This window comes from Streptomyces tibetensis (assembly GCF_040647715.1).
Classification (GTDB): domain Bacteria; phylum Actinomycetota; class Actinomycetes; order Streptomycetales; family Streptomycetaceae; genus Streptomyces; species Streptomyces tibetensis_A.
Genome location: NZ_JBEZCR010000002.1, coordinates 664413 through 690306 on the forward strand (window position 1 = coordinate 664413; position 25894 = coordinate 690306).

21 protein-coding genes and 1 pseudogene are annotated in these 25894 nt (G+C 70.0%); 12 read left to right on the forward strand and 10 right to left on the reverse strand.

Annotated elements, in window-relative coordinates:
- The first annotated feature begins 1 nt into the window (after nucleotide 1).
- The 3 genes from AB0B29_RS07575 (at nucleotide 2) to AB0B29_RS07585 (ending at nucleotide 2710) form a co-directional block, all read left to right on the forward strand.
- The gene (locus AB0B29_RS07575) at nucleotides 2-646 is read left to right on the forward strand and encodes a hypothetical protein (RefSeq protein WP_362235220.1); all 645 of its coding nucleotides are present in this window, start codon (nucleotides 2-4) and stop codon (nucleotides 644-646) included.
- A 191-nt stretch (nucleotides 647-837) separates the two neighbouring features.
- Entirely contained in the window at nucleotides 838-1719 is an 882-nt protein-coding gene (locus AB0B29_RS07580; RefSeq protein WP_362235223.1) for an LLM class flavin-dependent oxidoreductase, read from the forward strand.
- A gap of 67 nt (nucleotides 1720-1786) precedes the next feature.
- Nucleotides 1787-2710, forward strand: coding sequence for a methyltransferase domain-containing protein (locus tag AB0B29_RS07585; protein ID WP_362235226.1), 924 nt, complete (start codon nucleotides 1787-1789; stop codon nucleotides 2708-2710).
- A 74-nt stretch (nucleotides 2711-2784) separates the two neighbouring features.
- Here AB0B29_RS07585 and AB0B29_RS07590 read toward each other — a convergent pair.
- Nucleotides 2785-2958 (reverse strand): annotated as a pseudogene (locus tag AB0B29_RS07590) (winged helix DNA-binding domain-containing protein); the annotation flags it as partial.
- A gap of 929 nt (nucleotides 2959-3887) precedes the next feature.
- Between AB0B29_RS07590 and AB0B29_RS07595 the strand changes: the two are divergent.
- From AB0B29_RS07595 to AB0B29_RS07610, 4 genes are all read left to right on the forward strand, one after another.
- On the forward strand, nucleotides 3888-4661 hold the full coding sequence (locus AB0B29_RS07595) for an isoprenyl transferase (RefSeq protein ID WP_104777618.1): 774 nt from the start codon (nucleotides 3888-3890) through the stop codon (nucleotides 4659-4661).
- A gap of 354 nt (nucleotides 4662-5015) precedes the next feature.
- The gene (locus AB0B29_RS07600) at nucleotides 5016-6341 is read left to right on the forward strand and encodes a PhoH family protein (protein ID WP_362235229.1); all 1326 of its coding nucleotides are present in this window, start codon (nucleotides 5016-5018) and stop codon (nucleotides 6339-6341) included.
- A gap of 401 nt (nucleotides 6342-6742) precedes the next feature.
- The gene (locus AB0B29_RS07605) at nucleotides 6743-7453 is read left to right on the forward strand and encodes a transglycosylase SLT domain-containing protein (RefSeq protein ID WP_362235231.1); all 711 of its coding nucleotides are present in this window, start codon (nucleotides 6743-6745) and stop codon (nucleotides 7451-7453) included.
- A 135-nt stretch (nucleotides 7454-7588) separates the two neighbouring features.
- Nucleotides 7589-8896 carry an AI-2E family transporter gene (locus tag AB0B29_RS07610; protein ID WP_362235233.1) on the forward strand — a complete coding sequence of 436 codons (1308 nt, stop codon included), beginning with the start codon at nucleotides 7589-7591 and terminating at the stop codon, nucleotides 8894-8896.
- Between the two features lie 73 nt (nucleotides 8897-8969).
- Here the strand turns inward: AB0B29_RS07610 and AB0B29_RS07615 are convergent, their stop codons facing one another.
- Both AB0B29_RS07615 and AB0B29_RS07620 read right to left on the reverse strand, forming a co-directional pair.
- The gene (locus tag AB0B29_RS07615) at nucleotides 8970-9503 is read right to left on the reverse strand and encodes an alkyl hydroperoxide reductase (RefSeq protein ID WP_031103031.1); all 534 of its coding nucleotides are present in this window, start codon (nucleotides 9501-9503) and stop codon (nucleotides 8970-8972) included.
- A gap of 6 nt (nucleotides 9504-9509) precedes the next feature.
- Nucleotides 9510-10064 carry a peroxiredoxin gene (locus AB0B29_RS07620; RefSeq protein ID WP_030842656.1) on the reverse strand — a complete coding sequence of 185 codons (555 nt, stop codon included), beginning with the start codon at nucleotides 10062-10064 and terminating at the stop codon, nucleotides 9510-9512.
- 133 nt (nucleotides 10065-10197) lie between these two features.
- Between AB0B29_RS07620 and AB0B29_RS07625 the strand changes: the two genes are divergently transcribed.
- Nucleotides 10198-11148, forward strand: coding sequence for a hydrogen peroxide-inducible genes activator (locus AB0B29_RS07625; RefSeq protein WP_362235236.1), 951 nt, complete (start codon nucleotides 10198-10200; stop codon nucleotides 11146-11148).
- A 78-nt stretch (nucleotides 11149-11226) separates the two neighbouring features.
- On the opposite strand, the gene AB0B29_RS07630 is transcribed toward AB0B29_RS07625, so the two are convergent.
- The 5 genes from AB0B29_RS07630 to AB0B29_RS07650 all read right to left on the reverse strand — a co-directional run bounded on the left by AB0B29_RS07630 (nucleotide 11227) and on the right by AB0B29_RS07650 (nucleotide 16122).
- On the reverse strand, nucleotides 11227-13563 hold the full coding sequence (locus AB0B29_RS07630; RefSeq protein WP_362235239.1) for an ABC transporter permease: 2337 nt from the start codon (nucleotides 13561-13563) through the stop codon (nucleotides 11227-11229).
- Entirely contained in the window at nucleotides 13560-14249 is a 690-nt protein-coding gene (locus AB0B29_RS07635; RefSeq protein ID WP_362235241.1) for an ABC transporter ATP-binding protein, read from the reverse strand. Before AB0B29_RS07635 ends, AB0B29_RS07630 begins: the two co-directional genes overlap by 4 nt.
- A complete protein-coding gene (locus tag AB0B29_RS07640) occupies nucleotides 14246-14770 on the reverse strand; it encodes a PadR family transcriptional regulator (protein ID WP_362235244.1) in 525 nt (174 codons plus the stop codon). The genes AB0B29_RS07635 and AB0B29_RS07640 overlap by 4 nt, the downstream gene beginning before the upstream one ends.
- Nucleotides 14771-14929: 159 nt before the next feature.
- Nucleotides 14930-15190, reverse strand: coding sequence for a hypothetical protein (locus AB0B29_RS07645; protein ID WP_362235247.1), 261 nt, complete (start codon nucleotides 15188-15190; stop codon nucleotides 14930-14932).
- Entirely contained in the window at nucleotides 15187-16122 is a 936-nt protein-coding gene (locus AB0B29_RS07650) for an SPFH domain-containing protein (protein ID WP_362235250.1), read from the reverse strand. The genes AB0B29_RS07645 and AB0B29_RS07650 overlap by 4 nt, the downstream gene beginning before the upstream one ends.
- A gap of 262 nt (nucleotides 16123-16384) precedes the next feature.
- Here AB0B29_RS07650 and AB0B29_RS07655 point away from each other — a divergent pair, with 262 nt between their 5' ends.
- The 4 genes from AB0B29_RS07655 (at nucleotide 16385) to AB0B29_RS07670 (ending at nucleotide 22610) form a co-directional block, all read left to right on the forward strand.
- The gene (locus AB0B29_RS07655; protein WP_362235253.1) at nucleotides 16385-18673 is read left to right on the forward strand and encodes a transglycosylase domain-containing protein; all 2289 of its coding nucleotides are present in this window, start codon (nucleotides 16385-16387) and stop codon (nucleotides 18671-18673) included.
- A gap of 501 nt (nucleotides 18674-19174) precedes the next feature.
- On the forward strand, nucleotides 19175-21406 hold the full coding sequence (locus AB0B29_RS07660; protein ID WP_362235256.1) for a glycoside hydrolase domain-containing protein: 2232 nt from the start codon (nucleotides 19175-19177) through the stop codon (nucleotides 21404-21406).
- A 14-nt stretch (nucleotides 21407-21420) separates the two neighbouring features.
- A complete protein-coding gene (locus AB0B29_RS07665; protein WP_362235259.1) occupies nucleotides 21421-21870 on the forward strand; it encodes a hypothetical protein in 450 nt (149 codons plus the stop codon).
- A complete protein-coding gene (locus AB0B29_RS07670; RefSeq protein WP_362235261.1) occupies nucleotides 21867-22610 on the forward strand; it encodes a hypothetical protein in 744 nt (247 codons plus the stop codon). Before AB0B29_RS07665 ends, AB0B29_RS07670 begins: the two co-directional genes overlap by 4 nt.
- Nucleotides 22611-22728: 118 nt before the next feature.
- Here AB0B29_RS07670 and AB0B29_RS07675 read toward each other — a convergent pair whose 3' ends face one another.
- A complete protein-coding gene (locus AB0B29_RS07675; protein ID WP_362235264.1) occupies nucleotides 22729-24873 on the reverse strand; it encodes a SpoIIE family protein phosphatase in 2145 nt (714 codons plus the stop codon).
- A 322-nt stretch (nucleotides 24874-25195) separates the two neighbouring features.
- Entirely contained in the window at nucleotides 25196-25888 is a 693-nt protein-coding gene (gene fomD, locus AB0B29_RS07680) for a cytidylyl-2-hydroxypropylphosphonate hydrolase (protein ID WP_362235267.1), read from the reverse strand.
- Nucleotides 25889-25894: the final 6 nt, after the last annotated feature.

Here is a 25894-nt window from a genome sequence, read left to right on the forward strand (position 1 = left end):
CATGGACCCAGTACATCACCCCACAAGTTCAGCTGCTGCCTGGGGTCATTCCGCCACGCAAAGTGCCTGGAAGAAGCTGTTCACCTTCGCGGTTGTCGGCCAGATTCTCTGGCCCGCGATCTGTGTCGGTGCCTTCGTCCTCATGATCCTCGCGGGACGGTGGTCGATGTGGGTCATGCTCCCGGTAGCCGTATACGCCCTTTACCGGTCATTCCTTCAGCGTCAGTACCTAGTTGCGGCTGCGCAGACACGCCGCATCCTGAAGGTGTATCCCTGGCGAGGGCACAAGACACCGGCGAGCGGAATCGGGCAGATTCCGGGAGCAAAGCTCGGCGACGTCTGGCTGGCGTTTCCCAACCCGGATCAACCTGACGATGTTGTCCACGTCATCATGCACGGTCACGCTCGGTCTTCCTGGTGGCGTCGCCGTCTCGGGCGGGGCTACGGAAGCGAGAAGACCGTGCAGGTAGCGGAGATCTGGTTCGCCGGTGATCCACGATTCGCCGGAGTCATCGCGGTACCCGGCCCCAAGCGCCTTTTCCTGCTCTACCAGCCTGCCAAACCCAATGCTGCCACCGACGGATGGGGTGCTTCTCCCGAAGCGCTGGACCTCGCCCGTCGTGCTGGAGTAGGTGTGCCCCACTGATGTCCTGTACCGCTGTCTGAGATTGCGTTCGAGAGTTGCTCTTCGCACCACGTCGCAGCCGATTCAGCGAAAGGCTCAAGCCGACGAGGGCGTGCCAGTGGACGGACACGGCTCCTTCGAGGGACGTTACTCAATCCGCCGCAGCTGATAAATGTGTGTCCGGAGTGCCAGACCCTGGGTAGGAAGCCCCCATGACCCCCCTTGGCGCAGTCTTCCGCCCCCAGTTGGCTCCCGAGCGGCTTCGGGCCGTTTGTGACGTTGCCGAGGGGGCCGGGCTCGACGAGCTGTGGCTCTGGGAAGACTGCTTCAGAGAAGGTGGGATCTCCACTGTCGCCGCCGCTCTCGCGTGGACCGAGCGGGTGCGGGTCGGGGTGGGGCTGCTGCCCGTGCCCTTGCGGAACGTTGCCGTCGCCGCCATGGAGGCCGCCTCCTTGCACCGGATGTTCCCCGGGCGGGCGATCCTCGCAGTGGGGCACGGCGTGCAGGACTGGATGGGGCAGGTCGGGGCCCGGGTCGAGTCGCCCCTCACCCTGCTGCGGGAGCACCTCCTCGCGCTTCGCTCCCTGTTGGGCGGCGAGCGCGTCACCGTCGACGGACGCTACGTCAAGCTCGACGACGTCGCCCTCGACTGGCCGCCGACCGGCCCGCAGAGCGGGGTGCTCGCCGGGGCCACCGGGCCGCGGTCGCTGCGGCTCAGCGGAGAGGCCGCCGACGGCACCCTCCTCACCGCCGCCACCAATGCCGACGGCGTCCGCCGAGCACGGCACCTCGTCGAAGAGGGGCGCGCGGCAGCCGGCCGTGATGCCGCCGGACCACACCCGCTGGTCGTCTACCTGCTCACCGCCACCGGGCCTGACGCCGACGCCCGCCTGCACGCCGAACTCGTCGCCGAGGGTCTCACATCAGTGCCGGACCTCGGCGTCGCAGGAGACGCCAAGGCCGTGGCCGAAGCCGTCGAGCGGCTGGTCGAGGCCGGCGCCGACAGCGTCGTCCTCCAGCCGACCGCGGACGAACCCGACCCGGAGGGGTTCGTGCGGTTCACTGCCGAGGAAGTGCGTCCCCTCGTCCCCTGAGGGGCCCGGTGACCGCCGGCACAGAAATTCCGAGCGTCCCCGGCCCACCCGGTGCCACCATCACCCCATGCCAGCACCCCGGGAACCGGAACCGCACCCCTCGCACCCCGCCACCTACCAAGAGCTGCTCGCTGAAGGCGCCTCCGTCCCGACGCAGGGCTGGGACTTCTCGTGGTTCGAGGGGCGGGCGACTGAAGCGCGCCCCTCCTGGGGGTACGCCGTGTCGATGGCCGAGCGGCTGGGCCGGGCGAGTGCGGTGCTCGATCTGCAGACCGGGGGAGGGGAAGTGCTGGACTTCGCCCTCGCCAGGGTCGCCCACGACGCCACCGTCAAGAACACCCCCGACGCCGACACCCACCCCATTTCCGACGCTGACGCCATTGCCGAAGCCGACGCCACAGGCCAGGGCAACGCCGGCGTCGCCGCCCTCAAGCCGCCCCTCCTCACCCTCGCCACGGAAGGCTGGCCGCCCAACGTCGCCAGGGCCACCGCCTTGCTTCGTCCACGCGGCGTCGGCGTCGTCGCGGTTGCCGACGACGCCCCCCTGCCCTTCGCCGACGGTGCCTTCGACCTGGTCGTCAGCCGCCATCCCGTCCGTCCCCAGTGGGACGAGACCGCCCGCGTCCTCAGGCCCGGCGGGACGTACTTCGCCCAGCACGTGGGCCCGGGCAGCGTCTTCGAACTCGTCGAGCACTTCCTCGGGCCCCAGCCGGACGATGTGCGCAGTGCCCGCCACCCCGACCGTGAGCGGGCCGACGCCGAAGCCGCCGGGCTCGATGTCGTCGGTCTGCGGGCGGAGCGGCTGCGCATGGAGTTCCACGACATCGGCGCCGTCGTGCACTTCCTGCGCAAAGTGGTCTGGATGGTCCCCGGCTTCACCGTCGAGGCGTACGAGCCACAACTGCGGGAACTGCACGAGCGCATGCAGGCCGAGGGGCCCTTCGTCGCCCACAGCACCCGCCACCTCTTCGACACACGCAAGCCCGGCTGACGCCTGCCAGAGCAGGTGGGTTCGCACGCCCAGCCGGTAGTCACCCATACGGACCCACCGTTCCCCGCCGCGTCGGTCCGCATCCCCACCGACAGCTCGGCCGCGGAGAGCACCTGCGCGTGCGCCCCCAGCATGGCGCCCACCACCTCGGCGACCGGCGTCCCGGTCGGGGCCGGCCGGGTCAGGAACTGCCGCGGCGCCCGGCGTGCGCCCGCCGCCTCCCACGTCATCCTCACGGTCGTCGTCATGAAACGACGTCAGACACGGAAGAGGACAGATCCCGTCCTGGATCGCCCAGCCCCACCCCTCCCCCCACCCCGCCCCCTCGCCCTGAGCCCCGCTCCTCAGCTCACCGCCTCAGCCCCGCTCCTCACGCCGCCCCCTCAGCCACGCCCCGTCAACCGGCCCTGCCGCGCCCCTCACCCCCTCACCCCTCCCACTCACCGCACTTGCGCATCATCCGACGAGGGTTTTCACATCGTTACCGCCCGCAGCTCGCCTCCGCCCCGCCGCTCGCGTAAATTCGGACGAGGGTAATTCGCGTGAGCAAAGCTGCGCGGGCGGTACCGCGCAGTGGAGGGGGCTGCGCGGTGCCAGGGGCCGGCCGTCGGGCCGCACGGCATCGACGTCCCGTGGGCAAAGCGTCAGCGGGCGGGTCGCGCACAGGCGATCCGAGGCCGCTCCCCGGTCAAGCGGGTGTTCACATGTGCGTCACCCGTCGGGAGGATGCCGGGACAAGTCACCCGAGTGGCCACAAGATGCGGCAAAACCGCCCGTTCCCGGCTGCGGATCGCCTGAATTCCCAGCTCATGCGGCAAACTTCGGCCAGAGGTGTGCCCTGAACGAGGCCCTCCGCATGCGTCGCCGCGTCGTCAGGCGGCTCCGGAGAGTAGTTGTGGCCCGCCAATGCGCGCGGCAGCACTCACGAAGGGTTATGGTGGAAACCCCCCCTCGGGCCGGTCCGTCTCCCCCCCACGGACCGGCCCGTTTTTCTTGGCCCGCAGGGCGGCTCGAACCATCGGCCGGAACCGTTCGTTCCGCCCCCGTTGGCGGCCCGCGGCCGCGGCGAGGGTAGGCTTCGCCTCCGGGGACTGCCATCCGGGCAGGGACCGCCCGCGGCCACGACCGGGCCGCACACCGCGGCCTGTCCGATCCGTACGGAGGGGCTGACAATCACGTGAACCTGCGCGACAAGCTGCGTGGCCTGCTGGTCAGGCTGTACGCACGCCGGGTGGAAGGTCACCTGGACCACGCTCAGGTGCCCAAGCACATCGGCGTCATCATGGACGGCAACCGGCGCTGGGCGAAGGCCGCCGGTTCCAGCACCGTCGACGGCCACCGGGCCGGGGCCGGGAAGATCGAGGAGTTCCTCGGCTGGTGCAGTGAGACCGACGTCGAGGTCGTCACCCTCTGGCTCCTGTCCACGGACAACTTCGACCGCCCGCAGGAAGAGCTCGTCCCCCTGCTCGGCATCATCGAGGACGTCGTGCGCACCCTGGCCGCCGACGGCCGCTGGCGCGTGCACCACGTCGGCACGCCCGACCTGCTGCCCTCGGGGATGCAGACCATCCTCAAGGAGGCCGAGGAGACCACCGCGCACGTCGACGGAATAGTGGTCAACGTCGCCATCGGCTACGGCGGCCGCCAGGAGATCGCCGACGCGGTGCGGTCGATGCTGCTCGACGCCCAGGAGAAGGGCACCTCGATGGAGGCGCTCGCCGAGGCCGTCGACATCGACATGATCGGACGTCACCTCTACACGAGCCACCAGCCCGACCCCGACCTGGTGATCCGCACCAGTGGGGAGCAGCGGCTGTCCGGATTCATGCTCTGGCAGACCGCGCACTCGGAGTACTACTTCTGTGACGTGTTCTGGCCGGCCTTCCGCAAGGTGGACTTCCTGCGGGCCATGCGCGACTACGCCGCCCGCCACCGGCGCTACGGCGGCTGACGTACCCCCAGACGGGCACCCGGACGCAGGACGTCCCACGTCACGACACCTCCCGGTACCCATTCGGCGACGCCTGTAACGCCGAGTTCACCGGCTCGCCGTCATATGCCGTTGCATGGCGACGCTCGTTCGAGGGCATAACCCAGACAGGTCGACGCCCGAACCACGGGTGTCGGATCTCAGCGGACGGCACGGGGCCGTCCGCCCGGGAGGCCCTTTGCACCAGCCCGATCGTGCGGTCACAGCACGGACGAAGAGGCGGAGGGCCGGTTCTCGGCCCGCGCAGGGCGGCCGACGACCGGTCCAGCTCCATACCGTCGCTCCCCGACCTCATCCGAGGGGGTACGTCCTTCCGTGGTGACCAGCACAAAGCGCCACAAGCCCGACCGGCGCACCTATGTTCTCGACACCAGCGTCCTGCTGGCCGACCCGAACGCCCTGAACCGCTTCGACGAGCACGAGGTCGTGCTCCCCATCGTCGTGGTCACGGAACTGGAGGCCAAGCGGCACCATCCCGAGCTCGGCTACTTCGCCCGGCAGGCCCTCCGCCTGCTCGACGAGTTGCGGGTCCGGCACGGTCGCCTCGACGCCCCCATCCCGACGGGGGATCTGGGCGGGACCGTCCGTGTCGAGCTCAACCACTCGGACCCCAGCGTGCTGCCCAGCGGCTACCGCCTGGGGGACAACGACTCCCGCATCCTCGCGGTCGCCCGCAACCTGCAGGCCGAGGGATTCGACGTCACCGTCGTGTCGAAGGACCTCCCGCTCAGGATCAAGGCGTCCTCCGTCGGGCTCCTCGCCGAGGAGTACCGCGCGGAACTCGCCATCACGGACTCCTCCGGCTGGACCGGAATGTCCGAACTGACCCTGCCCGGGGAGCAGGTGGACATCCTCTTCGAGGAAGGCCACGTGTATGTGCCCGAGGCCGCCGACCTCCCCGTGCACACGGGCCTGATGATCCAGTCGGAGCGCGGCAAGGCGCTCGGGCGGGTCACGCCCGAGGGCAACGTCCGGGTCGTGCGCGGGGATCGTGAGGCGTTCGGCATCAAGGGCCGCAGTGCCGAGCAGCGGATCGCGCTCGACCTGCTGCTCGACCCGGACGTCGGGATCGTGTCGATGGGCGGCCGGGCCGGCACCGGCAAGTCGGCGCTGGCGCTGTGCGCCGGTCTGGAGGCGGTGCTGGAGCGCCGTCAGCACCAGAAGGTGATGGTCTTCCGTCCGCTGTACGCGGTGGGCGGGCAGGAACTGGGCTATCTGCCGGGCTCCGAGGCCGAGAAGATGAGTCCCTGGGCGCAGGCCGTGTTCGACACGCTGTCGGCGGTGACCTCCCGTGAGGTCATCGAGGAGGTCACCGCGCGCGGGATGCTGGAGGTCCTGCCGCTCACCCACATCCGGGGCCGCTCGCTGCACGACGCGTTCGTGATCGTGGACGAGGCGCAGTCGCTGGAAAGGAACGTGCTTCTTACCGTTCTGTCCAGGATCGGGGCCAATTCACGGGTGGTTCTCACCCATGACGTGGCCCAGCGGGACAACCTCAGGGTCGGCCGGTACGACGGTGTCGTCGCCGTCGTCGAGAAGCTGAAGGGGCATCCGCTCTTCGCCCACGTGACCCTGACGCGGTCCGAGAGGTCCCAGATCGCTGCGCTTGTGACCGAAATGCTCGAAGACGGGCAGATCTGACCGGCCGCAGTAAGTAGTAGCGGTTATGCGATAGTTGGCGCCGCCCGGAAAAGGCCAAGAGCCTAGCCGGGCGGCGCCGTCGTGTGTGGCCGTTCCGTGGAATTACCTGCGCCAAACGGGATGTGAGCTTTCACACGCGACTCGGAATTGCCTTGCCCCGTCGTGTTACGGCAGAGTCTCACTCCTGTCAGGCCCCGCATACGACACACCTGTACCCCCAGCGGTACGGCACCACAAAAGCAACAGCACCAACTGCATAGCGATGTCGTATGCCGCCCGAGCGATACGCGGCGCTCCCTTCGGGGGAGTTGCCCACCGGGCCCGCGCCTCCCGTGACCCCGCAGTTGGGGAGGCCAGTGCCAGGGGCACGATTGCGTCCGCGAGGGTCACCGAAGCGGGCGATGCTGGAAGGAAACCGTGTGAGCCGGATCTCGGTCCGGGGATTCGCAGTGGCCTCGGCCACGGCGGTCACCGCTGTCGGAAGCGTCGTCGGCGTTGCCTCGGGCAGCACCGCGCAGAACAACGACGCGGAAGCGACGGCGACCGGCGCCACGCTGCTCGCGGACATCCCCGCGGGCCAGCAGGCCCAGGTGCAGACCGCGTCGCTGACGCAGCAGGCCGACGCGCAGGCCATTCAGGCGGACGCGAGCGCGAAGAAGGACGCCGAGGAGGCCGCCCGCAAGGCCGCCGCCGACACGGCCATCGCCAAGCAGGCAGCCGCCAAGAAGGCCGCCGAGGCAGCGGCCAAGGAGCGCGCGCAGGCCAAGGCCGCCGCCAGCCGCTCCAAGGACATCTCCGACTTCCCCGTCGCGAGCTCCTACAGCATCGCCCAGATCCAGGCGATGGCGAGGCAACTGGTGCCCTCGGGTCAGTTCCAGTGCTTCAGCAACATCGTGGACCACGAGTCCGACTGGAACTACAAGGCCGTCAACCCCTCCTCCGGGGCCTACGGCATGTTCCAGGCGCTCCCCGGTTCCAAGATGTCGTCCGTCGGCGCCGACTGGCGGACCAACCCGGCCACCCAGATCAAGTGGGGCCTCAACTACATGAACGACCGCTACGGCAGCCCCTGTGACGCCTGGTCGTTCTGGCAGGCCAACAACTGGTACTGAGCCGACCGGCCCCGGCCGATCCTGTCTCTCTCGCGAGCCCCGCACCGTCGTCCGGTGCGGGGCTCGCGCCATGTACGGTCGGACGAACGGCTCCCCGGGGGAGTGGTGCGCCAAGACGGGGGAAAAGGACGGATCATGTCGCGAGTGCCAGGGTGGCTCGGCCGGCTCGGTGCCGGGCTGACCGAGATGAGCGAGCGGTACAACGAACGCCGCGCCGAGGCCGAACGGGAGCAGGACGACCCCGAGGCCGGGACGCTCGCCGGGGACCACGTGCCGCCGCCCCCGGACTACGCCCCCGACGTCGCCGCCCGACCCGACCCCGCGCTGGCCGTGCCGTGGGGCGTGCGGGTCGCGGCCGAGGCGGGCTGGCGGCTCCTCGTCCTCGCGGGCACCCTCTGGGTGCTGATGCGGGTCATCAGCGCCGTCCAGCTCGTGGTGCTCTCGTTCGTCATCGCGCTGCTCATCACGGCGGTGCTGCAGCCGACGGTGGCGCGGCTGCGGCGCCACGGCGTGCCGCGCGGACCGGCGACCGCGCTGACGGCCGTCCTCGGCTTCGTCGTCATCGGCCTCATCGGCTGGTTCGTGACCTGGCAGGTCATGGAGAACATCGACGACCTCTCGGGCCAGATCCAGGACGGCATCGACGAGTTGCGGAACTGGCTGCTGAACAGCCCCTTCCACGTCACGGACAAGCAGATCAACGAGATCGCCAAGAACCTGCGCGAGGCGGTCGGGGCGAACACCGACCAGATCACCTCGGCGGGTCTGGAGGGCGTGACGGTCGTCGTCGAGGCGCTCACCGGGATCCTGCTGGCGGTCTTCTCGACGCTCTTCCTGCTCTACGACGGCAAGCGCATCTGGGAGTGGACGCTGAAGCTGGTGCCGGCGGCGGCGCGGCCGGGAGTGGCCGGGGCCGGTCCCGCGGCGTGGCGGACGCTGACGGCGTACGTGCGGGGCACGGTGATCGTGGCGCTGATCGACGCGATCTTCATCGGGCTCGGGATCTACTTCCTCGATGTGCCGATGGCCGTGCCGCTGGCGGTGTTCATCTTCCTGTTCGCGTTCATCCCGCTGGTGGGCGCGGTGGTGTCCGGGGCGCTGGCGGTGGTCGTCGCACTGGTCACCCAGGGGGTGTTCACGGCCGTCATGACGCTGGTGGTGGTGCTGGCGGTGCAGCAGATCGAGGGGCACATCCTGCAGCCGTTCATCCTGGGGCGGGCGGTGCGGGTGCATCCGCTGGCGGTGGTGCTGTCGGTCGCGGCGGGCGGGATGGTGGCCGGGATCGGGGGTGCGGTGGTCGCCGTGCCGCTGGTGGCGGTGACGAACACGGTCGCCGGGTATCTGCGGTCGTACTCGCAGAAGTCGGCGCTGCGGCACTCGGTGCGGCCGCGCGGGGCCACGGCGGTGAGCGCGGAGCCGCCCCCGCAGACCCCGTCGGAGTAGCCCGAACGCCGACAGGGCCCCGTCCACCGGTCAGGTGGGCGGGGCCCTGCGGGGTGAGGCGGACGGCCGGGGATTACTCGGCCAGAACCGCCTCGGCGTCCAGCGTGACGCCGACCGCCTGGATCACGGAGGCGATCTTGAACGCTTCCTGGACGACCTCGCGGTCGAGGCCGGCCTTGCGCAGCACCTGCTCGTGGGAGTCGAGGCACATGCCGCAGCCGTTGATGGCCGAGACGGCGAAGGACCACAGCTCGAAGTCGACCTTGTCGACGCCCGGGTTGCCGATGACGTTCATCCGCAGACCGGCGCGCAGGGTGCCGTACTCGTGGTCCGACAGCAGGTGGCGGGTGCGGTAGAAGACGTTGTTCATCGCCATCACCGCGGCAGCGGCCTTGGCCGCCGTGTAGGCCTCGGGCGACAGGTTCGCCTTCGCCTCGGGCTCCAGCTCGCGCAGCACGATCGGGGAGCGCGAGGCGATGGCCGTCGACAGCACCGTGCCCCACAGCTGCTGGGCCGGGAGGTCGGAATTGCCGATGACCGAGCCCAGGTTGAGCTTCAGGTCCTTGGCGTAGTCCGGTATCGCGGACTTCAGGGCATCCAGCGACATGTCAGATCACTCCCCGGAGAGCAGCGCGACGGGGTCGAGGGTCTCGTCGCCCTTCGACCAGTTGCAGGGGCACAGCTCGTCCGTCTGGAGTGCGTCCAGGACCCGGAGGACCTCCTTCGGGTTACGGCCGACCGAGCCCGCGGTCACCATGGAGAACTGGATCTCGTTGTTCTGGTCCACGATGAACACGGCGCGCTTGGCGAAGCCGTCCTCGCCCTCGATGCCGAGGTCGCGCATCAGCTCGTGCTTGGAGTCGGCCATCATCGGGAACGGCAGGTCACGCAGGTCGTCGTGGTCCTTGCGCCAGGCGTGGTGGACGAACTCGGAGTCACCGGAGAAGCCGAGGACCTGCGCGTCGCGGTCGGCGAACTCCTCGTTCAGCTTGCCGAAGGCGGCGATCTCGGTCGGGCACACGAAGGTGAAGTCCTTGGGCCACGCGAAGATGACCTTCCACTGACCCTCGTAGGTCTTGTGGTCGATCTGCTGGAACTCCTTGCCCTTCTCCAGCGAGACGCAGGCGGTCAGGTCGAACTCGGGGAACTTGTCACCGACGGTGAGCACACACACTCCTTGCAGCGAAGAAACTCCCGGATCGCGGGGGTTTCCCATGGGTTGGACTGTGTTGATGTTGGCACAGGCTCGATTGATTACGGAAATAGCTACACTCGGTCGAGTTGATCGGAGGTGGTTATCAGTGACTGTCGGTAATAAGCGCAGGCAGCCCAGCCTCGCCCAGCTCCGTGCCTTCGCGGCGGTCGCCGAGCACCTTCATTTCCGGGACGCGGCCGCGGCGATCGGCATGAGCCAGCCCGCCCTCTCGGGCGCCGTGTCGGCCTTGGAGGAAACACTCGGAGTGACGCTCCTCGAGCGTACGACGCGCAAGGTGCTGCTCTCTCCCGAGGGGGAGCGGATCGCCGTACGCGTGAAGGCGGTTCTGGGGGAGGTGGGTGCGCTCATGGAGGAGGCCGAGGCGGTCCGGGCGCCCTTCACCGGAGTGCTGCGGCTCGGGGTGATCCCTACGGTCGCGCCCTATCTGCTGCCGACGGTGCTGCGGCTCGTCCACGAGCGGTACCCGCACCTCGACCTCCAGGTGCACGAGGAGCAGACCGCCAGCCTGCTCGACGGTCTGGCCGGCGGGCGGCTCGACCTGCTGCTGCTCGCGGTGCCCCTCGGTGTCCCGGGTGTTGCCGAACTTCCGCTGTTCGACGAGGACTTCGTGCTGGTCACGCCGCTGGACCACGAGCTCGGCGGCCGGGAGGGCATTCCGCGCCAGGCGCTGCGCGAGCTGAACCTGCTGCTGCTGGATGAGGGGCACTGCCTGCGTGACCAGGCCCTCGACATCTGCCGGGAGGCCGGCCGCGACGACGTGCCGGTCACCACGACCGCCGCCGGGCTGTCCACGCTGGTGCAGCTCGTCGCGGGCGGACTCGGCGTGACGCTGTTGCCGCGCACCGCCCTGAAGGTGGAGATCTCCCGCAGCAACCAGCTCCTCACCGGGTACTTCGCCGACCCGGCCCCCACCCGCCGGATCGCCCTGACGATGCGGGCGGGGGCCGCGCGCGGCGCGGAGTACGAGGAACTGGCCGCCGCCCTGCGGCAAGCCCTGCGGCCGCTGCCCGTACGGGTCCTGGACCGGGACGGCTGACGGCACGTGCCCTGGCCGGGTCCCGTGCCTCGACGGGACCCGGCCAGGGTGCTGACAGCTCGCGCGCGCGACCCCGCCCTACTCGGTCCGCAGCCCGTCCGGCCGCATCAGCTTCAGCAGCGGTGGCAGGCTCAGCAGTGTCACGGCGAGAACGACGCCCGCGCCGATGCCGGTCACCGACAGCACGCTCGGCCAGTCCACCCGGACCGACGTGTTCGTCATCCGCAGCAGGACCGCGCCCAGGGCCATGCCCACCGCCGCGGCGAGCAGCAGGCCGAGACCGATCGGGATCGCCGTCTGCCACAGCACCGACAGGCCCAGGGTGCGGCGCCGGGTGCCGAAGGCGACCAGGGACGACAGCAGCTTGCGGCGTTCGCGCAACTGCTCCAGCTGCGAGACCAGCAGGCTCGCCCCGATCAGGGCCAGCACACACGCGGCTCCCACGGACAGACCGGTGCGGATGGCGGCGTAGCGGTCGTTGCTCTCGATGCTGCGCCAGGTCATCGGCTGGGAGATCGGGTCGAGCCGCGCGGCCGTGTTGCGCACGTGGTCGTAGGCGTCCGGCACCGAGGGGTCCACACTCAGGAAGAGCCGCGTGGAGACGAGTGTCTTGAGCTTCTCGGGCAGCGCGCCGGGGGTGATCAGGATGCCGCCGCGCTCGTACCCGGTGGGGTCCTCGCGGGACTCGGCCTGCCGGATGCCCCGCGGAACGGTCCAGGAGACCGTACGGTCGCCGGTGCGGCCGGGTTCCTCCGATTCGGCCCACAGGGGCGTGCCGGGCACGGCCAGGCGCTCGCTGTCGCTGTCGTACTGCGAGCCCTCGGCCGCGAACACGTCACCGTCGCGGCAGTCGGGGAGGGTTGCGACTTCACGCAGTGACGCGCAGTCGGCCACGGTGATCTGGATGAGGGTGTCCGCCTCGCGACGGTCGCCGAGATGGAAATCCGACAGGACGGTGACCTTGCGTACGCCCTCGGTGGCGCGGTACTGCGCGGCGACCGGGGCGGCGTCGCTGCCCTTCGGCACGTCCACGCTCATCTGGGCCCGGGAGACGTCGTACCGCGACGCCCTGGTGTAGGTGCCCTCCACTCCGGCGAACAGCATCTGCAACGCGATCGCCCCGGCCACCGCGACCGCGATGCCGTTGACCATGCGCGCCGCCACACCGCTGCTCAACTGGAGCCTGCGCACGGCCAGTTGCCAGGCCACCCCGCCCGAACCGAGCCGGGCGACGACCGTCTCCACGACCCAGGGCAGCAGCGCCGTGACCCCGATCAGAAGCAGCATCACGCCGCCGACGACCAGGTACTGGTTGAAGTTCCCGCCGTCGTCGCCCTGTCCGATCATCGGGTAGAGCAGCGCGAGCCCGCCCAGTGGCAGCAGCAGCCGCCACCACAGGCGGCGCCGCGAGGGCTTGGCCGTGCGCACCACGCCGAGGGGTTCGATGACCACGCCGCGCAGGGCGAGGATCGTCACCAGGACCGCGGCCGCCGGCACCGCCAGCGCGACCAGGACGGCCAGCAGGGGTGAGGGGTTCAGATAGCTGGGGAACACGCTGACGCTGAACACCTCGACGGAGGCGGCCAGTTGGCGTCCGAGCAGGAAGAACCCGGTGCCGAGGACGAGCCCCAGGACCGATCCGGCGAGCGCCTCGCCTGCGGCGATCCGCCGGGTCATCCGGCTGTCCGAGCCGACCAGCCGCAGCGCGGCCAGCCTGCGGTCACGCCGCTCACCGCCGAACCGTACGGCCGCGGCGATGAACACGGCGACCGGCATCAGCAACACCACGAAGACGACCAGGACCAGCAGCAGCAGCACCGGGTCCCAGCGGTCGGACGACCCCAGGTCGTCGTTGCCGAAGTTGTCGATCCGGGCGCCGCTCGCGGGGCCCTCCAGCATCTTCGCGAGCCCCTTGCCGCCGGCGAAGTACGCGAGTTCGTGGGAGCCGACGAGCCCCTGCTCGCCGATGGTGCCCGCGATGCGGTAGTCCAGGCGCTCCCGCAGCAGCTTGCCGTCGTCGGAGGCGAGCAGTTCCTTCAGCGCGGGGGAGACGACCATCTCGCCCACGGCCGGGAACGCCTGGACGCCCGGCGGAAGCGGCGCCCGTGGGCCCTCCGCCTCCAGCATCCGGCCGCGCACGTCCATGTCGCGGAACGTGGTGTCCGCGTCCAGGACGATCAGGGTGTCGTCGGCCTTGGGTATCTCCTGCTGGCTGAAGGTGTGGTCGCTGCGGGCCTCCTCGCGCCGGTCACGTTCGGCCAGCGCGTTCGGGATGGCGGTGGTGAGCAGCAGCAGCGCCACTCCCAGTCCGACACCGACGGCCGTGAGCAGCGCCCGGGTCCACCCCTCGCGTCCGCCGGCGAAGGCGAACCGGACCCCCATGGCCAGGTCCCGGCTCCACTGCCCGACGCTCATACGACGCGCTCCATGTCACGGGACCTGCCGTCCCGTACGACGATCTCCCGATCGGAGTACGCGGCCACCCGGGCCTCGTGCGTGACGAGCACCACGGCCGTGTTGGCGGACCGGGCCGCGTCCGTGAGCAGCTCCATCACGCGCTCGCCGTTGAACGAGTCGAGCGCGCCGGTCGGCTCGTCGGCGAACACCACCCGGGGGTTCGTCACCAGGGAGCGGGCGACGGCGACCCGCTGTCCCTGACCGCCGGACACCTCGCCGGGCCGCTTCTTGCGCAGGTCGTCGACCTCCAGACGCTCCATCCAGGCCAGCGCGGTCCGCTCGGCCTCCTTGCGGGAGGAGCCGTTCAGCCGCAGCGGCAGGGCGACGTTCTCCACGCAGGTGAGTTCCGGCACGAGTTGCCCGAACTGGAACACGAACCCGAACTCCGAGCGCCGTAGCGCACTGCGCTCGGCGTCGCCCATGGCGGTCACCTCGCGCCCGTTGTACATGATCGTGCCCGAGTCGGGCATGACGATCCCGGCGAGGCAGTGCAGCAGCGTCGACTTGCCCGACCCGGACGGCCCCATCACGGCGACGACCTCGCCCGGGTGGATGGAGAACTCAGCGCCGTCGAGCGCGGTCGTCGGCCCGTACGCCTTGCGCAGGTCCTGGGCGGTGAGGAGCGAACCGGCGGGAATCGTCATCGGGTCACCGCCTCGCGGAGCTTGTCCAGACGTGCCGCGGTCAGCTCCAGCCAGCGCAGGTCCGCCTCCAGGTGGAACAGCGCGTGGTCGCAGATGAGCTGGTCGGCCAGGTCGCCCTTGCGCTTGCGGTCGGTGAGGATCCGCATGCTGCGCAGGTGCTCCGAGCGCTGGGTGTCGAGGATGTCGCCGGCGTCGCGGTGGGTGAGCAGCGCGAGGACGACCTTGGTGTAGAGGGTCGACTGGAGGTACGGCTCCGGCTTCTCAGGCGTGGCGAGCCACCGCGCGACGTCCGTGATGCCGGCCTCGGTGATCGCGTACCGCTTGCGCTCGGGACCGCCGCCCGGCTCGATGCCGTCGACCTCGACGAGCCCGTTCTTCAGCAGGCGGGACATCGTCGAGTAGACCTGGCCGTAGTGGAGCGGCCGGTCGTGACCGAACTTCTCGTCGAAGGCCCGCTTCAGGTCGTAACCATGGCGCGGGCCGGACTCCAGGAGCCCCAGGAGAGTGTGACCGATGGACATGAGCAGGACTGTACACGTGGTGTATACGCCGCATGTATACGCGGTGTGTGTAGACCGTGTCCGGGTGTGCGGCAGGGCAGGTGGGGGGCCGTTGTCACGATTCCGAAACAGCACCTGGGGCGAGGTCGTTCAGCCCGACGGGGCTGGGGGTGACGTCGTTCAGCCCGGCGGGGGGCCGGGGGTGGAGCCCCCGGGGGGTCGCCCGCGCCGGGGCAGTGGTCCCGTGTCCCGCGGCAGCCGCCCCGACTCCGCCAGCGCCTTCCGCAGCAGGAACTCGATCTGCGCGTTGGCCGACCGCAGCTCGTCCCCGGCCCACCGCGCCAGCGCCTCGTACACCGCCGGGTCCAGCCGCAGCAGCACCTGCTTGCGCTGCTGCTGCGGCCGGCGCCGCGCACCCGGGCTCTCGTCGGGGACGGTCACTGGTAGAGGGACCCGGTGTTGAGGACCGGCTGCGCGGCACGGTCGCCGCACAGCACGACCATGAGGTTGGACACCATGGCCGCCTTGCGCTCGGAGTCCAGCTCCACGATGTCCCGCTCGGTGATGCGGGCGATCGCGGCCTCGACCATCCCCACGGCTCCGTCCACGATCTGCCGCCGGGCGGCGACCACCGCTCCCGCCTGCTGTCGCTGGAGCATCGCCGAGGCGATCTCGGGGGCGTACGCGAGGTGTGTGAAGCGGGACTCGATGATCTGCACTCCGGCCGCCTCCACGCGCGCGTGCAGTTCCACGGCGAGCTTCTCGGTGATCTCCTCGGCGTTGCCGCGCAGGGAGAGACCGTCCTCCTCGTGGGCGTCGTAGGGGTACTCGATGGCGATGTGCCGCACGGCCGCCTCGGTCTGGGTGGAGACGAACTCGATGTAGTCGTCGACCTCGAACGTGGCCTGGGCGGTGTCCTCGACGCGCCAGACGACCACCGCGGCGAGCTCGATCGGGTTGCCGTAGGCGTCGTTGACCTTGAGGACGGCGGTCTCGTGGTTGCGGACGCGCGTCGAGATCTTCGTGCGCGAGGTGAAGGGGTTCACCCAGCGCAGGCCGTCCTGCCGGATCGTGCCCCGGTACCGGCCGAAGAGCTGGACGACGCGCGCCTCGCCCGGCGCGACCATGTTCAGCCCGCACATGGCGAGGAACGCCGCGAGCGCGACCAGGATGCCGCCGATGATCAGCGCCGCCTGCACGCCGGTCGCGTGCACCGAGGTGGCGGCCGCGATCAGCCCGGCACCGGCCAGCAGGCCGAGCAGGCCCAGCAGCAGAGCGAGCCCGCCGCCGATGCTGTGTGCCGCGAACTCCCGCACACGAGGTGCCGGCATCTCGGGCACATCGGCCGTGACCTGCGGATCCGTTGTGGACATGGGTGATCCCCCGTTTCTTCCGGGAAGCCGCTCCTGCTTAGCTTCCGTCTATCTAAGTGATATCACTTTCTGGCGTCCTGGCAACCCTGTGGATGTCTCGAACGTCGGTTCCGTTGGGAATGGGTGCTGATTGTCACGTCCGCAAAGGGCCGGATCGGCTGCCCTATCTCTTATCTCCCGGTGTTAGCTTTCTGAGCTGACCTGAGCGGCGAACCTGTGTGACACGTGAGCACACATGAACGAAGCGGAGCGGATCGGACTCATGGGACGAGCGGAAGAGAGACGCGCCAGACAGCGCGGTGGGCGCCGTGCGGCACCCAAGAGCCGCCGTTCGTCGGGCGCGGCCGGGAAGAGCGGCATACGCAGGCTCTTCACCTGGAAGAAGATCCTCGGCACCTTCCTGGGCGTGTGCCTGCTGGGCATGGGCGCCTTCGTCGTGCTGTACATGATGATCGGGATCCCCGAGGGGAACGCCGACGCCAAGCGGCAGAGCAACATCTACAAGTACAGCGACGGCTCGATCATGGCCCGCGACGGCAAGGTCAACCGCGAGAACGTCGATCTGTCCCGGGTCCCCAAGGGCGTGCGGCTGACCTTCGTCGCGGCCGAGAACAAGACCTTCTTCAAGGACTCCGGCGTCGACTTCAAGGGCACCGCCCGCGGCCTGTTCAACACGCTGTCGGGCCGGGGCGCGCAGGGCGGTTCGACGATCACCCAGCAGTACGTCAAGAACTACTACCTGACGCAGGAGCAGACCGTCTCGCGCAAGCTGAAGGAGATGGTCATCTCGCTGAAGCTGGACCGGGAGAAGTCCAAGGACTACATCCTCGCCGGTTACATCAACACCAGCTACTACGGCCGCAACGCCTACGGCATCCAGGCCGCCTCTCAGGCCTACTACCGCAAGGACGCCGAGGACCTCACGGTCGCGCAGGGCGCCTACCTCGCCGCACTCCTCCAGGCCCCCAGCCAGTACGACTGGGCCGTCGCCTCCAAGGAGGGTAAGAAGCTGGTGAAGGCGCGCTGGAACTACGTCCTGGACAACATGGTCGACGAGGGCTGGCTGAGCGCGTCCGAGCGGGCCGGCATGAAGTTCCCGGAGCCCGAGGAGCCCAAGCCCGCCCCCGGCATGGAGGGCCAGAAGGGCTACCTGGTCAACGCGGCCAACGTGGCACTGGAGAAGCAGCTCGTCGCCGAGGGCGCCGCCGACAACACCAAGGAAGCCGAGGCGATGGTCAACGCCGGCGGCTGGACCTTCACGCTCAACATCGACAAGAAGAAGCAGGCGGCGCTGGAGAAGTCCGTCCGGCAGCAGCTGACCAGCAAGCTCGACCCCGAGAAGCGCAAGGTCGACGGGGACGTCCAGGCCGGTGCCGCGTCCGTGAACCCGAAGACGGGCGCCGTGGTCGCGATGTACGGCGGCGAGGACTACTTCAAGCACTACATGAACAACGCCACCCGCGCCGACTACCAGCCTGCCTCCACCTTCAAGCCGGTCATCCTGGCCGCGGCCCTGGAGGAACAGGCGAAGACGCAGGACGGCAAGCCGATCAACGCGAACACGGTCTACGACGGCACGAGCAAGCGCCAGGTCGTGGAGAACGGCACCAAGGTCGGCTTCGCGCCCGAGAACGAGGACGACCGCGACTACGGCCCGATCTCCGTCCAGACGGCCATGAACAAGTCCGTCAACTCGGTCTTCGCGCAGATGGGCGTCGACGTCGGCATGCCCGAGGTGGTGAAGGTCGCCGGCAAGCTCGGCATGGACACCTCCAAGATGGAGGCCGTGCCCGCCCAGACCCTGGGCAGCATGGGCGCCAGCCCCCTGCAGATGGCCGGTGTCTACGCGACCCTCGACAACCACGGCAGGAAGGTCACCCCGGCCGTCCTGAAGTCGGCGGAGCACCTCAACCAGAACGTCACCATGCCCGACCCGGTCGGAGAGCAGGTCATCAGCCGGGAGGCCGCCGACTCGGTCACCTCGGTGCTGACCGGCGTGGTCGACGACGGCACCGCCCAGGCGTCCGTGCGCAACAACCCCCTGCGCGACGGCCAGCAGGTCGCGGGCAAGACGGGTACGTCCGACAACAACAAGTCGGCCTGGTTCACCGGCTACACGCCGAAGCTGGTCACCTCGGTGGGCCTGTTCGGCGAGGACGCCAAGACCCACGCCCAGGTCGCGATGTACAAGGCGGCCGGCAAGCCCCGTCTCAACGGCGGTGACTTCCCCGCGCGGATCTGGGCGCAGTACACCTTCGGCGTGATGGGCGGCGTCAGCAAGTTCGACCTCGAGACCCAGCAGGGCGCGGCCGTCCAGCCGACCTGGACGCCGACGCCCACGCAGGAGCAGACCGAGGAGCCGACGCAGGAGCCGACGACCGAGGAGCCGTCGTCCTCCCCGCCGCCCACGACCAAGGAGCCGTCGTCCTCCCCGCCGCCGAGCCCGTCGACGACACAGCCCACCCTCAGCCCGCCCCCGTCCCCGCAGACGTCCCCGCCGGGCGACGGCGGCGACCCGTTCGACCCGATCAAGCCGGGTGACGACGAGTAGACGAGCAGCAGACGCGCGAGGGCGCCCGGCTCAGGCCGGGCGCCCTCGCGCGTTGTGTTCCCGGGGCGGTTTCCGGACAGCTTGAAGGCCCGTCCGGCCCCCTTCACCCGTTCCGCATCACGGGTCCTTCGCGTACGTGGCAGGGAAGGGGTGGCTCGAACGGTCGTTCCGGAACCGCTTGTTCGCGGGAATTGCGTTCCGGCCATCACCCCCCGCTCCGCACATAAAGGCTTGATACGGGTGTTCGAGCTGTGGCTATGGTGATCGCCGAGACGGCGCTCTGACCCGCGCCGTCCGAACGGGGGAGGTCTTCCGATGTCGCGGTGCCGTCAGCCATGCGCGCGTTCCTGTCACAAGCGCGCCCGCACCCGGCGTCCCTGAGACCGCGTCACCTCCCATCGAGGTGACCCATCGCCTTCTCCTCCCCTGTCCCACGCCGGACAAGGGGCTCTCATGCGCCCCGCGTACTCGGACACGACCTTTCGAAGGAGAGCCACGCCCATGGCCGACGAGATGGTGCGCAGAGCCCAGCAGTTCATCAACGGAACCTACGACCACGGTGCCAAGCTGGGCATCGACAGGCTCGTCGAGAACGGCGAGACGGGCTGGACCGTCATGTTCGCCCTCACCCGGGCCCTCCAGTACGAGCTGGGGATCACCGGCCTGTCGGACACCTTCGGCCCCACCACCCTCTCCACGCTCCAGTCGAAGTACCCGCGCATCGGCGCCGCCACGACCGCCCCGAAGAACCTCGTCCGGGTGATCCAGGCCGGCCTGTACTGCAAGGGGTACGACGGCGGCGAGATCGACGGCGTCTACAACAAGCGGGTCCAGGACTCGATGATCAAGCTCAAGACGGACATGGGCGTCGACTTCGCCTACCCCGGCAGCGAGATCGTCCCGAAGGTCTTCAAGGGCCTTCTGAACATGGACCCGTACGTCACCGTCAACAACGGCTCCAGCCAGATCCGCGCCGTCCAGCAGTGGATGAACGGCGAGTTCATCCACCGCAAGGACTTCTTCGTCATCCCCTGCGACGGGCACCACTCCCGCACCGTCGCCCAGGCGATGCTCTACGCGGTCCAGTACACCATCGGCATGGCCGACGGCGTCGCCAACGGCGTCTTCGGCCCCGGCACCCAGGCCGGCATCAAGGAACACACCCTGACGGTGGGCTCCTCCGGCACCTGGGTGCAGCTGTTCACCGCCGGCATGCTGCTCAACCAGCGGTCCGTCTCCTTCGGCGGCACCTTCACCTCCGCCCACGCCGACGCGGTCCGCTCCTTCCAGTCGTTCGTCAAGCTCCCCGTGACGGGGAAGGGCGACTTCTCCACCTGGGCCTCCCTCCTCGTCTCCTACGGCGACCAGAGCCGCAAGGGCTCGGCCTGCGACGGCGTCACCCGCATCACACCCGACCGGGCCAAGGCGCTCAAGGCGGAGGGCATCACCGTCATCGGCCGCTACCTGACCAACCCGATCCCCGGCGGCGGCAAGGTTCCCGAGAAGGAGATCCAGTCCGGCGAGCTCCAGACCATCGCCGACCAGGGGCTGCGCTGCTTCCCGATCTACCAGACCTTCGGGCGGGGCGCGGAGGACTTCAGCTACCCGCTGGGCCGTGCGGCCGGGCAGGCCGCCATCAACGCGGCACTCGACCACGGCTTCAAGCCGGGATCGAGGATATTCTTCGCGGTCGACTTCGACGCCTACGACTACGAGGTCACCGACAACGTCCTCCCCCACTTCAAGGGGATCGAAGACGCGATCCGCGACGACGGCAACCGCTACGCCGTCGGCGTCTACGGCCCCCGCAACGTATGCACCCGGGTGTCCGAGGCGGGCCACGCCTCGGCGTCCTTCGTGTCCGACATGTCCTCCGGCTTCTCGGGGAACTTCGGCTACCCGCTCCCCGAGAACTGGGCCTACGACCAGATCGTCACCAAGACGGTGGGATCCGGCAGCGGATCGATCAATATCGATGTCAACATCGCCTCCGGGCGGGACAGCGGCCAGGGGTCCTTCAACCCGCCGCGGGGCGTCAAGCAGGACACCCTGCTCCATCCCGACGTCATCGGGGCCATGCAGACCGACGTCGGCAAGTACATGGAGTCGCTCGGCTTTCCCCTCGACGGCGGCACCCGAAGCTGGCAGCACTGGAAGTGCTTCGAGCGGACCGTCACCGCGCACGACGAGCTGATCACGAACCTGTCCCGCAGGTACAACATGCGCAAGGCGCTCATCCAGACGTCCGCCTACTGGGAGATGCGGCACATCACCCCGAGTGACGAGGCGGCCTGGCTCGCGGTCATCACGGCCTTCAACACCACCGGCAAGTACATCCGTGAGACGTCCACCGGCATCGCCAAGCAGCGGGCCGCCACCCTGATCGGTGCCTACAACCACGCCATCGACAAGGGATATTCCTCGGATCAGCCCCGCCGTGATGTCTCGCAGGACCAGGACAAGTACAACGCCTGGAAGCAGGCCTACGACAGTGAGACGTTCGCCCTCACCAGCGTCGCCATCATCCACTTGTGGGACATCGACGGGAAACCCGGCGGCGACGACGACTCCCCGGCCCTGCGCCAGCCCAACCTCGGTTACACCGACACCGAGATCTACGAGGTCCTCCGCCGGTACCAGGGCCCCGGCGAGCCGGCGATGACGGAGGCGAAGAAGCGGATGGGGCTGTACTACGTGATGGAGAAATACAACTCCATCTCACGCAACTACTAGCAGGGGAGCCGCACATGTCAGGAGACGAGCCCTACGCCGCCCATGACGGCGCGCTGCTGCTCGTACTGCTCCTGGCCTGTGTCATCACAGTGCTGTGCCTCACCGTCCACGGGGCCAGGCGGCTGATCAGAGCCGGACGGAGGAAAGAGTCGTTCACCGCCCGGTCCGCGGCCCTGCTCGCCTGGGACGCCACGATCGCCGTGTACACGTGGGGCCTGCTCCACCTGTTCTTCCTCGACGACTACGCCCGGGCCCAGGCGTGCAGAAAGTCCGTCGGGGACGAGCTCACCGGCTACGCCCCGAGCTTCGTCCCCCTGCACTTCGGCTGCCGCACCGGCGACGGGCGGGTCGTCGAGGCCGTCATCCCCTCGTACCTCAACCCGGCGTTGGCCGTACTCGGGATCTGCTCCGTCGTCCTGAGCGGACTCGCCATCGCCCATCACACGAAGGACACCGACACGTGACCACCGACCTGTCCCGCAGAAGCGCGCTGCGGGGTGCCGCTTTCATCGCCGCCGGCGCGGCCCTCGGCTCCGCACTGCTCTCCGCTCCCGCCCACGCCGCCCCCAAGGGCCCCGACCCGGCCAAGGTCCGGGAGGCGATACGCAAGGCACAGGAACGCAACAAGCGGCTCCTGACCGGTGTCCCGTCGACGAACGGATGGGAGATGGAGCGGATCGCGGACGACCGCGGACACATCTACACCAGACCCGTCCCCGGCACCCCCGTCACCGGCGTCCAGCTCCGCATGGGCGACGTGGAGACCGTCCTCGTCCACGTGATCCGCCGCTTCCACTACGAGATCGACGAACTGCGCCGGGGCGACGTCACCGGCTGGCGCCACCCCTCGAAGGTCCGCAAGGGCCTTGCCGAGTCGAACCAGGCCTCCGGCACGGCGGTGCAGATCCGGCCCGGCTCCTACCCCTCCGGCCTCCGGGGAGGGTTCTTCCCGCAGCAGGAGGCCGTGATCCGGGACATCCTCGCCGACTGCGAAGGGGTGATCCGTTGGGGCGGAGACGACAAACGGCCGGACGAGGCGCTGTTCTACGTCGACACCGCCCCCGGTGACAGCCGGCTGGCACGGATCGCGGAGAAGATCCGCGAGTGGGACTGGACCCCCGGTCTGGGGGCCGGCTCGGGTGCCGACCCGCTCCAGCCGTCCCGCAAGCGGGCCGCCGAACGTCTGGCCCGACAGCAGGCCTGAGCGCCGACGGCCAGGCGTCGGTCACCGGCAGTGACCAGGCGTCGGTCAGCGGCGTCCGACGACTGACAGAGGGCCGGTCCCCGCGGGTGCGGGGACCGGCCCTCTGCCGTGCGTGCGTTCAGCCCCGGTTGAGCTCGAACCAGACCACCTTGCCCGTGCTCAGCCGGGTCGCGCCCCAGCGCCGCGCCAGCCGGTTCACCAGGTACAGCCCGCGCCCGCCCTCGTCGGTCGCGCGGGCCTGCCTCAGGCGCGGCAACTGCGGCACGTCGTCACCCACTTCGCAACGCAGCACGTCCGTCCGCAGCAGCCGCAGCGTCACCGGCCGGGACGCGTACCGCACGGCGTTCGTCACGACCTCGCTGACGAGCAGCTCGACGGAGTCGCTGAGCTCCTCCAGCCCCCAGCGCTGCAACGCGCGCCGGGCCAGCCGGCGGGCCCGGCCGGGGGCCGCGTCCTCCGGCTCCAGGAACCAGTACGCCACGTCGCTGGGCGGGATCCCGTCGAAGCGGGCGGCGAGCAGCGCGATGTCGTCGTCCCGGTCGCCCGGGCCGAGCATGTCGAGCACCTCGTCGCACAGCGCTTCCAGGGGCGGCGGATGGTCCGGCCCGGTGAGCTGCGCGACCGCGGCGAGCTTCTCGCGGAGCTGCTCGATGCCGGTCCACACGTCGCGCAGCCGGGACTCGACCAGGCCGTCGGTGTAGAGCAGCAGCGTCCCGCCGGCGGGCGCGTCCAGCTCCACCGCCTCGAAGTCCACGCCGCCCACCCCGATCGGGGCACCGGCGGGCACGCGCAGCACCTCGGCGCGGCCGCCCAGGTGCAGCAGGACGGGCGGCGGATGCCCGGCGTTGGCGATGGTGATGCGGTGCGATACCGGGTCGTACACGGCGTAGAGGCACGTCGCCATGCGGTCCACGCCCAGGCGCTGGGCCTGTTCGTCGAGGTGGTGCAGGACCTCCTGCGGCGGCAGGTCGAGGCCGGCGAGAGTCTGGGCCGTGGTGCGGAGCTGGCCCATGATGGCAGCCGATGTCATGGAGTGGCCCATGACGTCGCCGACGACCAGCGCGACCCGGCTGCCGGGCAGCGGGATCGCGTCGTACCAGTCGCCGCCCACCCGGGCCGTCTCCGCCGCCGGCAGATAACGGGAGGCCAGCCGCACGCCCGTCGGGCGGGGCAGCGTCTCGGGCAGCATGGTGCGCTGCAGCTCGTCCGCGATGTAGGCCTCGCGGCCGTACAGCACGGCCTTGTCGATGCCGAGGGCGCTGTGCGTGGCGAGCTGGGCGGCCACCAGCAGGTCGTCCGGGTCGAACGCGACGCGCTCGGGGCGGCGCAGGAACAGGGCGGCACCGATCACCCGGCGCCGGCCCCGCAGCGGGGCGAGGATCGCCCGCTGCCCGTCCGGCACGGCGAACTCGCCTTCCTCCCCGAGCAGTTCCGGCAGCGCGGCGCGTGCCGCGGGAGCGTCGGTGAACACCGGGCGCACACCCCGCAGCACCTCGGCGAGCGCGCTGCCGGGCCGCACCTCGCACAGCTCGGCGCCGACCGTGTCCAGCTCGTTAGGTTCGGGCTGCGCGGCCGGAAGGAAGCCGTTCTCGGTGTCCCGCTCCGCCGGTATCCGGTCGGTGCGGCGCAGCCGCAGCACCAGCGGGCCGGTGGGCCGCTCGTCACCGACGGGCAGCGGATCGCGCAGATAGACCAGGATCGCGTCGGAGAAGGTGGGCACGGTGGCCCGGCACAGCCCCATGACGATCTCGTCGAGGTCGATGCCGCGGGCGATCCGCCGGGTGGCGGCCCCCACGAACCGGAGCCGGTCGCCGTCCCGCCGCATCGGCGTGGGGCGACCGGGCGGCAGGCTCTGCCCGCTGCGGCGCTCCTGCCCGTCGCTGTTCACCGGCGGCCGGTCCTGTCCGTCGGCCGGCTGGACCGGGATGCCCTCGGGGGCGGGGCGCGGCCGAGGCGTCTCGCGCTCGGCGGTCTGCTCGGCACCCGGCTGGGAGTGCTCGGAGGCGGGGTCGCTCACGGTGTCCTTGCCCTTGCCGAACGGCGTGGAGGTGCCCGGCTCCGACGTGCCCGGCGTGCTGTGTGCCGTCGTGACCGGAACGCTGACGTCGCCGCCTGGGCGGCCCTGTACCGGTAAGGCGCCGGCGCCGGGCGCACGCGCCGGTGCCGGGGTATGCACGAAAGCCCCGCGGGGATCCGCGGGGTCGACGCCCGCCTGGGGGCGTTCGAACGAGGTCGGCTGCTCCGTCACGCGTGTCGAATCCATCCGTCCGGGGCTGCGCGCCGCGCGCGCAGTTGGTCCCGCCGAAACTCCGATACCCGGATTACGTGCCCCAGGAACGGAATTCCCGCGTGGTCAGAGGTTGTTCCTGTGCCACCGGCGGACCGTCTGCGGCCCGCAGGGGCCTTGTGACGGCCCCTGGGGCCTGTGGCGCAGGCCCTGCCGGTGTTGCCCTCGTACCCCTCGCTCACGTCCTGCCGCCCCTCGGTGACGATCGGTCAAGCCCAGCGCGTGCTCCGGCAGTTGCCGCCGCGCGCCCTTGCGGAGGACGATCCTACGTTTCTTGCCCGGGGGCGCAGCAAGGGTCTCATGAGGACACATGCGCAGGCGTACGGTCCCAGTCCTCCGGCAGTGACGGTACAGCCCAGGAGGGATCCGGGCGCCAGTGCTGCCAGCCTTCCGAGAACGGCGGCCCCCACGCGCGGATCACCTCCACCGCGTCCCGCCCCGCCTGCTGTACCTTTTCCGCCAGTTGGTCGTCCATCAGCCCGTCCCGGCGGGCCTGGGCGAACTCGTCCTCGTCCCGCCAGTGCCAACTGCGGTCCGGGTGGACGGAGATGTCCAGGAAGTGGTCGACGGAGTCGACCCCGCCCGCCCAGCGGGCCAGGGGTTCCTCCAGGTTCACGTACCAGTTCTTGAACTGCCAGCCCGGCTCCCAGAACAGCCACACCGACCAGGGCTCGCCGGGCCGGGCCAGCTTCAGCACGCCCGTGCCGAACCACCGGTCGCGCTGCACGGTCCGCGGCTTGGTGTAGCGCGACTCCAGCGGCTCCAGGTGGACGGGCGTGCCGTCGGCGAGGACGGGCTTCACACACTCGGTGCCGGGCGCCAGCCACACGGCGAGCAGGTCCGCGTCGTCCCGGACGACGGTGACGGGGCGCGCGATGTGCACCTGCGTGCCGCCGTTCTCCCGGTACCGCCACAGGATGCGGCTCCCGGGCGCCCAGAAGCCTGCCGCACCACCCGTTTCCACGCGTCTCATCGCTCCACCGTCTGCCATGACCAG